The 13,149-nt window shown below is 38.2% G+C and carries 16 protein-coding genes and 2 riboswitches; of the genes, 10 read left to right on the top strand and 6 right to left on the bottom strand.

From position 1 onward, the window contains the following. Window positions 1-68: 68 nt before the first annotated feature. On the top strand, window positions 69-332 hold the full coding sequence (locus QFZ31_RS08940; RefSeq protein WP_307302563.1) for a hypothetical protein: 264 nt from the start codon (window positions 69-71) through the stop codon (window positions 330-332). A 16-nt stretch (window positions 333-348) separates the two neighbouring features. Here the strand turns inward: QFZ31_RS08940 and qoxD are convergent, their stop codons facing one another. Genes qoxD through qoxA form a run of 4 tightly spaced genes read right to left on the bottom strand, consistent with a single transcriptional unit; the run spans window position 349 to window position 4,133 of the window. Beyond that, a complete protein-coding gene (gene qoxD / locus QFZ31_RS08935) occupies window positions 349-630 on the bottom strand; it encodes a cytochrome aa3 quinol oxidase subunit IV (RefSeq protein ID WP_307302561.1) in 282 nt (93 codons plus the stop codon). Window position 631: 1 nt separating this feature from the next. After that, window positions 632-1,228, bottom strand: a complete 597-nt coding sequence (gene qoxC / locus QFZ31_RS08930; protein WP_307302560.1) for a cytochrome aa3 quinol oxidase subunit III — start codon at window positions 1,226-1,228, stop codon at window positions 632-634. Between the two features lie 3 nt (window positions 1,229-1,231). Next, the gene (gene qoxB, locus QFZ31_RS08925; RefSeq protein ID WP_307302558.1) at window positions 1,232-3,175 is read right to left on the bottom strand and encodes a cytochrome aa3 quinol oxidase subunit I; all 1,944 of its coding nucleotides are present in this window, start codon (window positions 3,173-3,175) and stop codon (window positions 1,232-1,234) included. Window positions 3,176-3,215: 40 nt separating this feature from the next. Further along, complete coding sequence (qoxA, locus tag QFZ31_RS08920) at window positions 3,216-4,133, bottom strand: cytochrome aa3 quinol oxidase subunit II (protein ID WP_307302556.1); 918 nt, start codon at window positions 4,131-4,133, stop codon at window positions 3,216-3,218. Window positions 4,134-4,444: 311 nt separating this feature from the next. On the opposite strand from qoxA, the gene QFZ31_RS08915 reads away from it, so the two are divergent. The 4 genes from QFZ31_RS08915 (at window position 4,445) to QFZ31_RS08900 (ending at window position 7,832) form a co-directional block, all read left to right on the top strand. After that, the gene (locus tag QFZ31_RS08915) at window positions 4,445-4,750 is read left to right on the top strand and encodes an iron-sulfur cluster assembly accessory protein (RefSeq protein ID WP_179599954.1); all 306 of its coding nucleotides are present in this window, start codon (window positions 4,445-4,447) and stop codon (window positions 4,748-4,750) included. A 110-nt stretch (window positions 4,751-4,860) separates the two neighbouring features. Then, window positions 4,861-6,576, top strand: coding sequence for an ABC transporter ATP-binding protein (locus tag QFZ31_RS08910; protein ID WP_307302553.1), 1,716 nt, complete (start codon window positions 4,861-4,863; stop codon window positions 6,574-6,576). A 113-nt stretch (window positions 6,577-6,689) separates the two neighbouring features. Further along, window positions 6,690-7,439 (top strand): Cof-type HAD-IIB family hydrolase, encoded by a 750-nt coding sequence (locus QFZ31_RS08905; protein WP_307302551.1) that lies wholly within the window; start codon window positions 6,690-6,692, stop codon window positions 7,437-7,439. Between the two features lie 192 nt (window positions 7,440-7,631). Next, window positions 7,632-7,832, top strand: a complete 201-nt coding sequence (locus QFZ31_RS08900; RefSeq protein ID WP_307195934.1) for a cold-shock protein — start codon at window positions 7,632-7,634, stop codon at window positions 7,830-7,832. A 174-nt stretch (window positions 7,833-8,006) separates the two neighbouring features. Here the strand turns inward: QFZ31_RS08900 and QFZ31_RS08895 are convergent, their stop codons facing one another. Together QFZ31_RS08895 and QFZ31_RS08890 are read right to left on the bottom strand one after the other, a co-directional pair. Then, complete coding sequence (locus tag QFZ31_RS08895) at window positions 8,007-8,213, bottom strand: YwbE family protein (RefSeq protein WP_179599960.1); 207 nt, start codon at window positions 8,211-8,213, stop codon at window positions 8,007-8,009. Next, entirely contained in the window at window positions 8,213-8,416 is a 204-nt protein-coding gene (locus tag QFZ31_RS08890) for a hypothetical protein (RefSeq protein WP_179599962.1), read from the bottom strand. The genes QFZ31_RS08895 and QFZ31_RS08890 overlap by 1 nt, the downstream gene beginning before the upstream one ends. A 202-nt stretch (window positions 8,417-8,618) precedes the next feature. On the opposite strand from QFZ31_RS08890, the gene QFZ31_RS08885 reads away from it, so the two are divergent. The 5 genes from QFZ31_RS08885 to ribE (QFZ31_RS08865) all read left to right on the top strand — a co-directional run bounded on the left by QFZ31_RS08885 (window position 8,619) and on the right by ribE (QFZ31_RS08865) (window position 12,767). Continuing rightward, window positions 8,619-9,467, top strand: a complete 849-nt coding sequence (locus tag QFZ31_RS08885) for an oxidoreductase (RefSeq protein ID WP_307302548.1) — start codon at window positions 8,619-8,621, stop codon at window positions 9,465-9,467. 117 nt (window positions 9,468-9,584) lie between these two features. Further along, a complete protein-coding gene (locus QFZ31_RS08880) occupies window positions 9,585-10,055 on the top strand; it encodes a GyrI-like domain-containing protein (RefSeq protein WP_307302547.1) in 471 nt (156 codons plus the stop codon). A gap of 92 nt (window positions 10,056-10,147) precedes the next feature. Further along, window positions 10,148-10,294, top strand: a riboswitch (FMN riboswitch). A gap of 176 nt (window positions 10,295-10,470) precedes the next feature. Further along, window positions 10,471-11,130, top strand: a complete 660-nt coding sequence (ribE, locus tag QFZ31_RS08875; RefSeq protein ID WP_307302545.1) for a riboflavin synthase — start codon at window positions 10,471-10,473, stop codon at window positions 11,128-11,130. Window positions 11,131-11,154: 24 nt separating this feature from the next. Continuing rightward, window positions 11,155-12,270: a 3,4-dihydroxy-2-butanone-4-phosphate synthase gene (ribB, locus tag QFZ31_RS08870; protein WP_307302543.1), complete on the top strand. Its 1,116-nt coding sequence runs from the start codon at window positions 11,155-11,157 to the stop codon at window positions 12,268-12,270. A 29-nt stretch (window positions 12,271-12,299) separates the two neighbouring features. After that, window positions 12,300-12,767 carry a 6,7-dimethyl-8-ribityllumazine synthase gene (gene ribE, locus QFZ31_RS08865; protein WP_179599970.1) on the top strand — a complete coding sequence of 156 codons (468 nt, stop codon included), beginning with the start codon at window positions 12,300-12,302 and terminating at the stop codon, window positions 12,765-12,767. Between the two features lie 75 nt (window positions 12,768-12,842). Then, a riboswitch (cobalamin riboswitch) is annotated at window positions 12,843-13,033 on the top strand. Window positions 13,034-13,149: the final 116 nt, after the last annotated feature.

Below are 13,149 nucleotides of genomic sequence, written 5' to 3'. Positions count from 1 at the left end.
AAAAAAAGTTTGACAATTTTGTGAACACGAGCAATAATTAATAATATATAGAAAGGGGATATGTTGTTATGAAGGGAAGAGAGAGATTACTGAATGCGGTAACCTATGTTGGACTGATTGTCCTAACACTTGGAATTTTAACTTTTATGGCAGGATTAATTGTAAACGGTTTCAGTATTTTGGTTCCAGTCGGTATTGGAACATCCGTTGGTGCAGTTTTTATTTTTCTGATTGGCGTGTTTTTAGTCGTAACAGATGAGATGTTAGAAAAATCATATATCGGAACGAAAGTTGTTCCAATGAAATCAAAAAAAGGAGCACCTATTCAGTAGGTACTCCTTTCTTTATTTACATATCCCATACCATCGCTAGTAAGGTTCCGAATACCGTAACGAGTGCGATGATCAGACCGTAAAATACATTTGTATAAATTGCATGTTTATCTTTTGTTTCTCCGGCGTGCATAAAGACAACTAACTGAAGTCCCGCTTGAATAAATGCTGTGACAAGAAGGATTGTCATGCCTGCAGCAAAGGACATATCAAGGAAGTAAACGGCTAATGCAACGGTTGTCAGGAGTAACGAGAATACAAAACCAAGTACTTGTTTCATCGGAAATAATTGGCTCATATTACATCATTCCTTTCAAATAGATGAAGCTGAAGATGAAAATCCAAACGACATCTAGGAAATGCCAATAAAGCGAGAATATAAATGCCTTATTGGTTGTTTGTGGGGTTAATCCACGTTTTTTGATCTGAAGGATAATGAACAATCCCCAGAAAAATCCAAGTGTAACGTGTGCTCCATGTGTTCCAAGGGTTGTTAAGAGTGCACTTGTAAATGCACTAGTTTGTATCCCAGCGCCTTCATGTACATACGTAACAAACTCAAATATTTCCACTCCTAAAAATGCTAGACCGAGAAGAAGTGTGATGGAAAAGAAGGTAATCATCGCTTTTTGTTTTCCAATTCGCATCGCATGAATACCAAGTCCAACAGTAAAACTACTCGTTAAAAGTATGATTGTTTCGAATAGAACAGGGGTGATTTGGAATATCTCTGCTCCAGTTGGACCGCTGCCAGTTCTATTCTCTAACGTGAAATAGGTGGCGAAAAGGGTGGCGAAAAGCATAATTTCGGCACCAAGGAAGATCCAAAATCCTAAGATTTTTAAACTGTTTTCTTCGGTACTGTATTCTAATGGAAGCGAGTTATCTATTTTCATTTTTTAAGCACCTCGCAAATTTGTTTCTGTTTCTTCAATTTCTTTAACTGAGATATAGCGGCCATGGTCTTGTTCAAATGAACGTAGAGCCATACAAACAAAAATTCCAATGGTTGTAAGGATTACAGGAATCCACAAGCTGAAAACAAAGGAAAATCCCCAAACAAAGAAGATACAGCTCATGATGAACGGGATACCGCTATTATTTGGCATGTGAATTTTTTGGTATTCGCCTTTAAATAATACATGACCATTCTTTTTTGCGTCCCATAATGCTTCATTAGAGCGTACATCTGGTAAAATCGCAAAATTGTATTCTGGTACTGGTGTATGTGTGGACCACTCTAACGTACGAGCATCCCAAGGATCATTACTGATATCCCTTGATTCATATCGAGTACTATAGTAAATATTGTAGACGATTAATACAAAACCAATCGCCATGATTGCTGCTCCGACGAAGGAAATCATATTCATTAAGCCAAATCCAGCCGCTTCAGAGTATGTGTACATACGGCGTGCCTGACCATCTAAGCCTGAAACATACATAGGCATGAAGGCTAAGATGAAGCCGATTGAAAGCAGCCATGCTGTCCATTTACCAATTTTCTCATTTAACATAAAGCCAAACATTTTTGGCCAATAATAATGAAGCCCTGCAAGCATTGCATAGACAACACCAGGAATAATAACGTTATGGAAGTGAGCAACTAAGAACATCGTATTATGATATTGATAGTCCGCTGCAGACATCGCAAGCATTACCCCGGTAACTCCGCCAAGTGTAAATAGCGGAATGAATAGCATGCTATAAAGCATTGGCGTAGTAAAAACAATTTTTCCTTTTCTCAGCGTTAGAAGCCAGTTGAAGATCTTGACTCCCGTCGGTACGGCAATCGCCATAGTTGTAATCGAGAAGATACTATTTGTAAAAGCGCCTTGACCCATGGTAAAGAAATGGTGAGCCCATACTAAGAAGGATAGGAGGGAGATAATAACCATCGATCCTACCATAGATTTATAGCCATATAGGTTACGGCGAGCAAAGGTTGAGATAACTTCACTGTAAATACCAAATGCCGGCAATATTAAGATATATACTTCAGGGTGTCCCCATACCCAGAAAATGTTGGCCCAAAGCATATCCATACCGCCATTATCCATGGTAAAGAAATGTGTTCCGAATTGACGATCCAAGGTTCCCATAGCTAGTAACACAGCTAAAACTGGGAATGCGAAAACGATGATTACGTTCGCAATTAAAGCAGACCAAGTAAACATTGGCATTTTCATTAATGTCATACCAGGTGCTCTCATTTTGAGAATAGTAGTAATAAAGTTTATACCTGTCATTAATGTACCAATACCTGCGATTTGAATAGCAATCATATAATAATTGTTACCAACAGATTCACTAAATTCGGTACCTGCAAGCGGGAAATAAGATGTCCAGCCTGCATCAGGTGAACCGCCGACAACGAATGAAATGTTGAATAACATCGCACCCATAAAGAATAGCCAGAAGCTTAATGCGTTCAAGCGTGGGAATGCCACGTCACGAGCTCCAATTTGTAATGGAACAACAAAGTTCATAAAGAACATTATGAATGGCATTGCCATAAACAGGATCATAACAATCCCGTGTGTCGTGAAAATTTCATTATAATGCTGCGCGTCAAGCAGCGTGTTTTCTGGTACTGCCAGCTGAGCACGCATCATGATAGCGTCAACCCCGCCTCGGAAAAGCATGAGGAGGGCAGAAAGTAGATACATAATACCAATTCGTTTGTGGTCAACTGTTGTTAACCACTCACGCCATAGGTAGCCCCATTTTTTAAAATAAGTTAATCCGGCAATAACGGCGATGATTGTAAGCCCAATTGCCGCCATTGAGGCATAAATCGCAAGACTTGGATGTGGAACGGCAAAACGATCAAAGAAATCCATTTATTATATCTCCTTTCAAGGGAAGAATACTTTTTTAATATTAATGACTCATACCTTCATGTCCGGTATGGGATTCTGTTTGAGTTTCTGTTTCAGGTGTTTCTGAAGATTCTTCACTATGATCATGACCAGCTGGCGCAGGTGAAAATTCTAGGTGAGTCCCTGTGTATGTTTGCTGCCCAAGATGACCTGGTTCTAATAATTCTTCAAATTTTTTCTCTGTAATCGGCTTAGCAGTTTCTTTCACTTCTTTTACCCAGTCGTCAAAATCCTCTTGAGACATAGCAGTTACATTGAAGGTATTTTCAGCAAATCCTTTACCCGAGAAGTTTGCATTTCGCCCCATAAATTCACCAGGGACATCTGCAGCTAAGTGTAAAGTGGTTACATGGTCACCCATTGCATATTTTTGTCCCCCGAGCTGAGGAATCCAAAAACTGGTAATTGGTCCATATGAATACAGTTTAAATTCCAGTGGTCGGTCTGTTGGGATATATAAGTAATTTACTGTTTCAATGCCTTCTTCTGGGTAACTAAAGTGCCACTTCCAGTTTGAAGAAGAAGCATAAACGACTAATGGTTCCTTATCTTCGTATCCTTTTGGTTTTGCCTCAACAATATAGTTACTTTGGACGGATACATAAGATAGGAAGGCAACGATTATTACAGGAATTCCAACCATAACGACCTCGACCCAAAGGTTTCCTTCAATATGAGGTGGTTCATAGTCTGCTCTTTGTTTAGAAGCGCGATATTTTACTAACATGTAGACTAACAATGCAAATACGACCAAGACAATGACAGACATAACTCCTATCGATAATAGGATGTCGCTTGCCTGTCTTTCTGCTTGAGGACCTTTAGGATCCAAGACTAGTAATGGCTCACATCCAGCTAATAAGGTGATGATTGTTAAAAACACTGAAAATAAAGCCACATTAATACCCTTTTTGTGCATGTTTTTATAACTCCTCTCATTGATTATCACTGTGGTTGTTCGTGAATTCATTCACAAAATTATTTGGAGATTTATCTAAAATAATTACTACCTAATAATAACTATATAATTAGTGTTATTATCCCGTACCACAATATTAACAACAAAGGTGTGATGTTTATATACGTTTTTTGAAGAATTTGTGACAAATTTGTTAAGGTTTTAAATTCCAATGAAAATCGGATGGGAAGTTGAAATAATAAAATAATTGTCTATTTTTGCATAATAATGGGATAATGAATATGTATACTAATGGAATAGGAGAGACAAACATGAAAGTCAAAATTAATCGCCATGCAGCGAAGGCATTGAAGAAAATGTTGGAAGGTCCAGAAGCAGAAGGGAAAATGTTCCGTGTGTATGTAACCAATATGCATGGCGACCATGCTCATTATGATTTAATGCTAGATACTCCAACAGAACATGATGAAGTGGTAAAAACTGATAAGGACATTGATATCATTCTTGATGCTCGTGAGGAATATCTAGATGGAGTATGGATTCAACTGTTTCATGTCCCAAAAGAAGAATGGCTGATTACCAACCCAACAAAGGGTGGTCATCACCACCATCATTAATAAAATAAAAAATAAAGACTTCCACCTGAAGGTTTTCAGGTGGTTTTTTGATTGTAATTTTCAAAATATTTTCATATAATCCAAGTACTTAACTAAAAAGGAGAACTGCGATGATTAGACGTTTCTTTTCCTATTATAGACCTCATAAAAAGCTTTTCCTTCTTGATTTTAGCAGCGCGGTTGTCGTTGCTGTTTTAGAATTAGCTTTTCCAATCGCGGTATCGTGGTTTATAGATAAGCTATTGCCAAGCGGCGACTGGCAAGCTATCGTGCTCGTAAGTCTTGGACTGTTTACAGTCTATATTTTAAGTACCTTATTACAATTTGTGGTGAATTACTGGGGGCACAAACTTGGTATCAATATTGAAACAGATATGAGACAAGAACTTTTTGAACACGTGCAAAAACAGTCCTTCCGCTTTTTTGATAATACCAAGACCGGGCATATTATGAGCAGGATTACAAATGACCTTTTTGACCTGGGTGAACTTGCTCACCATGGACCTGAAGATGTTTTTATTGCAGTGATGACTTTTATCGGTGCATTCTGGATTATGCTGACGATTAATGTGAAACTAGCGCTAGTTGCTGTTTTAATTTTACCGTTATTGGCTTTATTAGTTGTAGTTTGTAATCTAAAGATGAATAAGGCCTGGAGTCATATGTACACAAACATTGCAGATGTAAATGCTCGAGTCGAAGATAGTGTTTCAGGGAGTCGTGTGGTTCAATCATTTACAAATGAAGATTTTGAGATTGCGAGATTTCGAACAAATAATCATAAATATCGAAATGCAAAACTAGTTGGATATCGTGTGATGTCTTTCAGTTTATCTGGTATTTATATGATGACAAGACTTATTACGATTATTGTTCTAGTTTATGGAGCATGGCTAAGCTTTACAGGGCAGCTCTCTTATGGTGAACTGGTCGGATTTGTCCTTTATGTAAATGTTCTTTTTAAACCAATTGATAAAATTAGTGCGATTATGGAATTGTATCCAAAAGGAATGGCTGGCTTTAAACGTTTTATGGAAATTATCGACTCTGAGCCAGGAGTAAAGGATACGGATGATGCTATCGAAGTAGCTTCACTAAGCGGTGATATTGTCTTTAAAGATGTTTCCTTTAGTTATGACCAGCAAAAATCAGTACTTGAAGACATTAACCTGGACATTCGTGCAGGTGAAACGATTGCGTTTGTCGGACCATCTGGGGCAGGTAAAACAACCATTTGTTCCTTGATTCCTAGGTTTTATGATGTCAGCAATGGCAGGATAACAATTGATGGATTCGATATTCGTAATATTACTAAAAAATCACTGCGCTCTCAAATCGGTATTGTTCAACAAGACGTTTTTCTTTTTACGGGTACAATCAGAGAAAATATTGCATACGGAAGGCGAAATGCTACTGATGAGGAAATTGTAAAAGCAGCGAAGAGTGCTCATCTTGAGAAATTTATTCAATCAATGCCTGATGGATACGAAACTGAAATTGGAGAACGTGGATTAAAACTTTCGGGCGGTCAAAAACAAAGACTAGCAATTGCAAGGATGTTTTTGAAAAATCCACCGATATTAATTTTAGATGAAGCCACATCTGCACTTGATACCGAAACAGAAATGGTCATCCAAGAAGCTTTGAACGAGCTGGCAAAAAACCGAACAACCTTGATTATCGCACATAGGCTTGCTACCATTCGGAATGCTGACCGGATCATTGTCGTAACCGAAGATGGAATTGCTGAGGAAGGCGGTCATGACGAGTTAATCGAACATGGCGGTATTTTTGCAAGCCTTCACCGGGTACAATATCAGCAGTAGAAAGGAAGTATCCCTGTTACAATCGCAGGGATATTTTTATATAACTCTGATTTTGAGATCACTGCAATTGATGTTACTCTAAAGAAGAATTGTTGAAAGGAGTTGAAATACATATGGAGAATTTCAAAAGTGATGTTGAAATTAAACTGATTGCGCTTGATATGGATGGAACTCTGCTAAACGATGAGCATGAGGTCTCAGAGGAAAATCGAAAAGCCATTAAAGAAGCACAGGAAAAAGGCGTATTTGTAGTCCTAAGCACGGGGCGTTCACTAAGAAACTGCCAAAAGCATGCTGATTCACTAGCGTTAACTTCATATTTAGTAACGGTGAATGGCAGTGAAATTTATGATGATCAAAGAGGATTAGTAGAAAGAAATCTTGTAACTTCGGAGTCGATACAGTGGATGCTGGAGTTAACTCAAAAGCATAAAATCCGATATTGGGCAATCAGCACCAATCGAAACTATTTTGATGAAATGCCGGAAGATATTCACGCAGAGGAATGGTTGAAATTCGGATTTAATATAAAGGATGTACCAACAAGAGATATGATTCAAAAAGAATTGGAAGCAAGAGGGGGATTTGAATTAAGTAACTCAACCCCAACCAATATTGAGGTAAATCCAGTAGGAATTAATAAAGCTAAGGGACTTTCACTCGTATGTGAGCGTCTCGGAATTGATATGAAAAATGTCATGGCAGTAGGTGACAGCCTAAACGATTTAGCGATGATTAATGCAGCCGGATTAGGTGTGGCTATGGGAAATGCTCAGGAAACAGTAAAAAAGGCTGCTGACTGGATCACGGCTAACAATAATGAAGATGGTGTAGCTGCTGCTATTCGTAAATGGGTGCTCTAGGGATATCATTTACGAAGGCCGTTACAATATACGAAAAAGATATTTCTTTTTTTTAAATAAATTCTATTTGAATGGGAAATACTTTCTATACAAGAGGATATTGTTTAAAATGATTTTCTCTTGGGTATAATAATCGGGCAAGACTATATTGCAATTTCATGTAATTGTTACATGCTAGGAGGAGCTACAAAAATGGAACAAGGTAAAGTAAAATGGTTTAACGGTGAAAAAGGCTTTGGATTTATTGAGCGTGAAGGTGGAGACGACGTATTCGTTCACTTCTCAGCAATCCAAGGCGAAGGCTACAAAACGTTAGATGAAGGTCAAGAGGTAACGTTTGAAATCGAAAATGGACAACGTGGTCCACAAGCGGTTAACGTTCGTAAAGCGTAATAAACCTTCTAAATCAAACAGACTCCAATTGTGAGTCTGTTTTTTATTTTTCTGTAGAAGAACATAAAAAAAACTCCACAAAATGTGGAGTTCAATATGTGATAAGTAAAATGGTTATTTATAGTATAGGGTTAATTCACAAAATTCATACCTAAGGGTAGTTCCTATTACCGGTTAGGTAGATTTTGAATTCACTATTTCCTGCACTCTGCCAACTTGACCATCCATTAACCTTACCTTTATCCCATGAGGATGGTTCTTCGAGTTTGTTAAAATATCCTTCACGACACCACTTGTGAGTTTTCCGGTTCTTTGATCAGCCTTGAGTACAATTTTAACCTCTGTACCGGCAGTGATGTCTTTTCTATTTTGTCCGTTCATTAAACACCCATTTTCCTACGTGTGTTACTTACTTTTTTCGTCTGCTGGCTTTTCATTTTTTGGCCATTTTGAAGACCGCCCTGGGTGTTATTCGCTGCTGCAGCTTTGTTCTTCTTATTTGCTAACTGTTGCTTCATCGCTTCCTGCAGACTCATTTTCTTTTTTGGTTCTTCATTTTGGTTTGTTTGATTGTTTTCTGACATTAGGAAATCCTCCTGAAAAAATGTACTTTCATATCCTCAGTATAATCTATTTTCACTTAAATTAACAATCTAATCCGGATAGATACTAGAGGTTTAATTCACAGAATATTCTTTTTAAGAAAAGTATAAATTGGTTAAATATTGCACTGGTAGAATTTACATATTAAACTAACTCTTGCGGAAGTGAAAGGGAGATTAATACATGAATCACAAAACAGCTATAGTGACCGGTACATCGAGCGGATTTGGATTGAGTACCTCTATTGAGTTAGCACGAAAGGGTTTTACCGTTATTGCTGCTATGAGGAACAGCCATAAAAGCAGCGGCCTGTTGGAAGAGGCAAGAAAGCATGGGGTACAATCCCGAATTATTGTTTTTGAATTAGATGTTACAGATGAAAACTCTATCCTGGCATTCCAAACGCGAGTACTCGATGAGTTTGGAAATGTGGATGTTTTGATTAATAATGCTGGTTATGCCGGTGCTGGCTTCGTTGAAGAAATTTCAATGGATGAATATCGAAGACAATTTGAAACAAATGTCTTTGGGGTTATTGCCGTCACCAAGGCCTTTTTACCTATGTTGAGGAAAAAAAGGCATGGATGTATTATAAATGTTAGCAGTATAAGCGGTAAGGTTGCATTCCCCGGACTGTCACCGTATATTGCCTCAAAGCATGCCCTTGAGGGCTGGAGTGAAAGTCTTCGTTTAGAAATGCAACCATTTGGGGTGAAGGTGGTTTTAATTGAACCTGGGTCCTACAGAACGAATATTTGGTCAAGTGGTAAACAGGTTGCCGTTAAATCTTTGGAGTCAGATTCCCCGTATCAAGAATATATGCAAAGCATAGAAAGATATATTGCAAATGGGGAAAATAGCTTCGGAGACCCGCTGGATGTAGCAAAAAAAATAGCACAGATCGCAGCAATGGATACCCCTGACATTAGGTACCCAATTGGTCGCGGAGTTAAAGCTACTATATTAGTGAAGAATTTATTACCATGGAGAATTTGGGAAAAAATCATCATAAGTAAACTGGTCAAAAAATAGTATTAGTAAGGCAGCCTCGTATTTTTAAGTATTCACGATGTTGTCGTTTTTAGGAAGGAATTTCAGGGATAAAGTGAGAATAATAGATATATACACAACTTTAGAGGAGGGATATGTTTGGATATCCAAGTGCTTGAAAAAGAAGAAATGAAGGTAGTTGGAATTTCGTGGAGCGGTACCTATTCACAATTGAATACCATTCCTGAATTATTTGATGTGATGAAAGAGCGGATTGATGAGGTACCTAATCAAACGAATACTTCTATCTTAATTGCTCCCTTTCATAGCAGAGAAACCGAATTGACCTATTATGTAACAACACCAGTGGAAAAGCTGGAAAATGTCCCAGAGGGTATGGTAGGGTTCACAATTCCTCGTAAAAATTATGTTTGTACTTCGCATAAAGGGAGTCTGGAAGAAGTAGAAAATACATATCGGCAGACATTAGTTTGGATGCAGGAGTATGGTTATGATTTGGATAACAATGCCCTGAGTTTAGAAGTGTTTAAACAAATAGATCTTGATAGCGATGGAAATATTCAATTTGAACTTTATCTGCCTGTAAAAACGTATGGAAGCGATTATTAATATGATGTGAAGGAGTAGATTTCGACTTCTTTTTCTTTTTTTTAGCAATTCTCACAACTATAAGGTATACTAGTACTAATCATATAGTTGAATAATTCCTTCGGGGTCAGGTGAAATTCCTAACCGGCGGTGATGAAGCATAGCTTCTTAGTCCGTGACCCGTTTAAACGAATGTTTAAGCGGTGGATCTGGTGAAACTCCAGAGCCGACAGTTAAAGTCTGGATGGGAGAAGGAAAAAAATCCGGTTTAACCAAGGGAAAAGTCTACCCTTTTTTAAGCCCTATTTTCTTATTGCCTTTTCCAAGGACCCTGAAGAGTTTCATATCTTCAGGGTCCTTTTTTCTTCTTTTATGATCGTAAGCCAGGAAAAAAATTGCATGAACTTGCAAAAGATAGGGAGGGAGAACAAAAGCTATGTTTACCGGCATTATTGAAGAATTAGGAGTAGTAGCGAATATCAAGCGAAGCGGAGAATCCTTTGTTCTAACAATTGACGCAAAAACAATTCTCAAGGATGTTCATCTTGGCGACAGTATCTCGGTAAACGGTGTTTGTCTTACTGTCACTAGCTTTACTACCAGCCAGTTTACGGTAGATATAATGCCTGAAACCGTGAAAGCATCAAGTTTACAATCGTTGAAACGTGGTGCCAAAGTGAATCTCGAAAGAGCCATGGCAGCAGGAGGTCGATTTGGAGGTCATTTCGTTTCAGGTCATATTGATGGTACTGGGGTAATTAAAAGTAAAAAACAGGTAGAAAACGCGGTTTACTACGAAATTGAGGCCTCGCCGGATATATTAAGGTATGTAATTGAAAGAGGTTCGATTGCTGTAGATGGGACAAGCCTTACAGTATTTGGAGTCACAGACGAAACATTTACTTTATCACTCATTCCCCATACATTATCTGAAAGTATTATCGGTCTTAAGGAGTCTGGAGATATTGTTAATCTAGAATGCGACATGATTGGTAAGTATGTGGGGCATTTTTTAACGAGAGGACAAAATACTGGTAACCAAAAAAGTTCATCCGGTATTAGTGCGAGCTTTTTAGAAGAGCATGGATTTGCTTAAGTACATAGAAAGGGGAGATTACACGTGTTTGATAAAATTGAAGAAGCCTTGATTGATTTACAAAACGGAAAAGTTATCATAGTTTGTGATGACGAAGACAGAGAAAATGAAGGAGATTTTGTCTCAATTGCTGAAAAAACCACGCCAGAGGTAATTAATTTAATGGCTACACATGGAAGAGGCTTAATCTGTGTTCCTATTGACGAGGAATTAGCACAGAAATTAGAACTTTTTCCAATGGTAGCAAACAATACGGATTCGCATGGTACGGCATTTACCGTTAGTATTGACCATAAATTTACAACGACAGGGATATCAGCATTTGAGCGTTCTGCAACGGTACTGAGTATGCTCGATCCAGAATCAAAGCCTTCTGATTTCAAGCGGCCAGGGCATATTTTCCCTTTGGTTGCCAAAAAAGGAGGAGTTCTACGGAGAACTGGTCACACCGAAGCGGCAGTGGATTTAGCAAGACTATGCGGTTCTAAACCTGCGGGAGTCATTTGTGAAATTATGAATGAGGATGGAACCATGGCACGTGTTCCGGAGTTGCGAAAAATTGCTGATGAACTTGCCGTTAAGATGATTACCATTAAAGATTTAATTGAGTATCGCAACAAAAAAGACAAGCTGGTCAAACGTGAAGTTGAAATCAATTTGCCTACGGAATTTGGTGAATTTAAGGCTGCAGGATTCTCAAACGTCATCGATGGGAAAGAGCATTTAGCGTTAATTAAAGGGGAAATTAATCCTGAGGATCCTATTCTTGTTCGTGTTCATTCCGAATGTTTAACCGGTGATGTATTCGGTTCTTATCGCTGTGAATGCAGGTCTCAGCTCCATGCGGCATTAAGTCAAATTGAACGAGCAGGAAACGGAGTCCTCCTTTATATGCGTCAGAGCAGTGGTTTAGTCAATAAATTGCGGGCACACGAGCAGCTAGAGGATGGTCACAGCAGTGTAGAAGCTGATTTACGTGAATTTGGTATTGGTGCTCAGATATTAAAGGATTTAGGGATTAGCAAAATGAAATTGTTAACCAATAACCCGCGAAAAATAAAAGGAATTAAGGGATTTGATCTTGAAGTCGTTGAAACGGTAGCTTTGCAAATGGAAATTAACGAGGAAAAGGTAAAATAAAAATAACACAATCATTTGGAGGTATTAACATGGGACATATTTATGAAGGTAATTTAGTAGGCTCAGGTTTAAAGATAGGAATCGTGGTAGGGCGTTTTAACGAGTTTATAACCAGTAAATTATTGAGCGGTGCACAGGATGCCCTTAAGAGACATGGTGTAAGCGAAGAAGATGTTGATATTGCTTGGGTTCCAGGTGCATTTGAAATTCCGTTAGTGGCTCAAAAAATGGCAATTAGTAAAAAATATGATGCTGTAATTACACTTGGAACCGTAATTCGCGGGTCTACACCACATTTCGACTATGTATGTAATGAAGTGGCGAAGGGTGTTTCAAGAATTAATTTAGATAGCGGCATTCCGGTTATTTTTGGGGTATTAACAACAGAATCGATTGAGCAGGCAATTGAGCGTGCAGGAACAAAGGCTGGAAATAAAGGCTGGGATGTTGCAACTGGTGCTATTGAGATGGCAAATTTATTGCGAACTTTCGAATAATAAAAAGTTTTTTGGCGAAATTTGCTTAAAAATATAGCTTTCATTTTTATTTACTATATAATAAATCTATCATAAAAAAATTATTGAAGAATAGGTGCTGAAGATCTTAATGGTTTTTAGCTTAAAAGGGAAGTTGGTTAAAATCCAACGCGGTCCCGCCACTGTAAATGGGAGCAACCTGCAAAATGTCACTGTCAAATCTGATGGGAAGACGCAGGAAGCGATGACCATGAGCCAGGAAACCTGCCTTATTCTAGTGCCCCAAAAGAACCTACGAGGATAGGGATGTGTGGACGACTAGAGTCATTTATTAATGGCATTTAATCAAACCAACATCTCTACGTTACGTGGAGATGTTTTTTTGTTTTGCTGTGTTAAAGGA

Source organism: Neobacillus niacini, from assembly GCF_030817595.1.
Lineage (GTDB): Bacteria > Bacillota > Bacilli > Bacillales > Cytobacillaceae > Neobacillus > Neobacillus niacini_G.
The sequence above is the reverse complement of the archived record's forward strand: the minus strand, read 5'-3'. Positions and strand labels throughout refer to the sequence as shown.

Excerpts from the sequence above, each read along its gene's own strand:
- QFZ31_RS08910 (WP_307302553.1), top strand. The coding sequence starts at position 4,861 with ATGATTAGACGTTTCTTTTCCTATTATAGACCTCATAAAAAGCTTTTC.
- qoxD (WP_307302561.1), bottom strand. The coding sequence starts at position 630 with ATGAGCCAATTATTTCCGATGAAACAAGTACTTGGTTTTGTATTCTCG.
- QFZ31_RS08895 (WP_179599960.1), bottom strand. The coding sequence starts at position 8,213 with ATGAACGGACAAAATAGAAAAGACATCACTGCCGGTACAGAGGTTAAA.
- QFZ31_RS08915 (WP_179599954.1), top strand. The coding sequence starts at position 4,445 with ATGAAAGTCAAAATTAATCGCCATGCAGCGAAGGCATTGAAGAAAATG.
- QFZ31_RS08885 (WP_307302548.1), top strand. The coding sequence starts at position 8,619 with ATGAATCACAAAACAGCTATAGTGACCGGTACATCGAGCGGATTTGGA.
- qoxA (WP_307302556.1), bottom strand. The coding sequence starts at position 4,133 with ATGCACAAAAAGGGTATTAATGTGGCTTTATTTTCAGTGTTTTTAACA.
- ribE (WP_179599970.1), top strand. The coding sequence starts at position 12,300 with ATGGGACATATTTATGAAGGTAATTTAGTAGGCTCAGGTTTAAAGATA.
- qoxC (WP_307302560.1), bottom strand. The coding sequence starts at position 1,228 with ATGAAAATAGATAACTCGCTTCCATTAGAATACAGTACCGAAGAAAAC.
- ribE (WP_307302545.1), top strand. The coding sequence starts at position 10,471 with ATGTTTACCGGCATTATTGAAGAATTAGGAGTAGTAGCGAATATCAAG.
- QFZ31_RS08900 (WP_307195934.1), top strand. The coding sequence starts at position 7,632 with ATGGAACAAGGTAAAGTAAAATGGTTTAACGGTGAAAAAGGCTTTGGA.
- QFZ31_RS08890 (WP_179599962.1), bottom strand. The coding sequence starts at position 8,416 with ATGTCAGAAAACAATCAAACAAACCAAAATGAAGAACCAAAAAAGAAA.
- QFZ31_RS08940 (WP_307302563.1), top strand. The coding sequence starts at position 69 with ATGAAGGGAAGAGAGAGATTACTGAATGCGGTAACCTATGTTGGACTG.
- QFZ31_RS08905 (WP_307302551.1), top strand. The coding sequence starts at position 6,690 with ATGGAGAATTTCAAAAGTGATGTTGAAATTAAACTGATTGCGCTTGAT.
- qoxB (WP_307302558.1), bottom strand. The coding sequence starts at position 3,175 with ATGGATTTCTTTGATCGTTTTGCCGTTCCACATCCAAGTCTTGCGATT.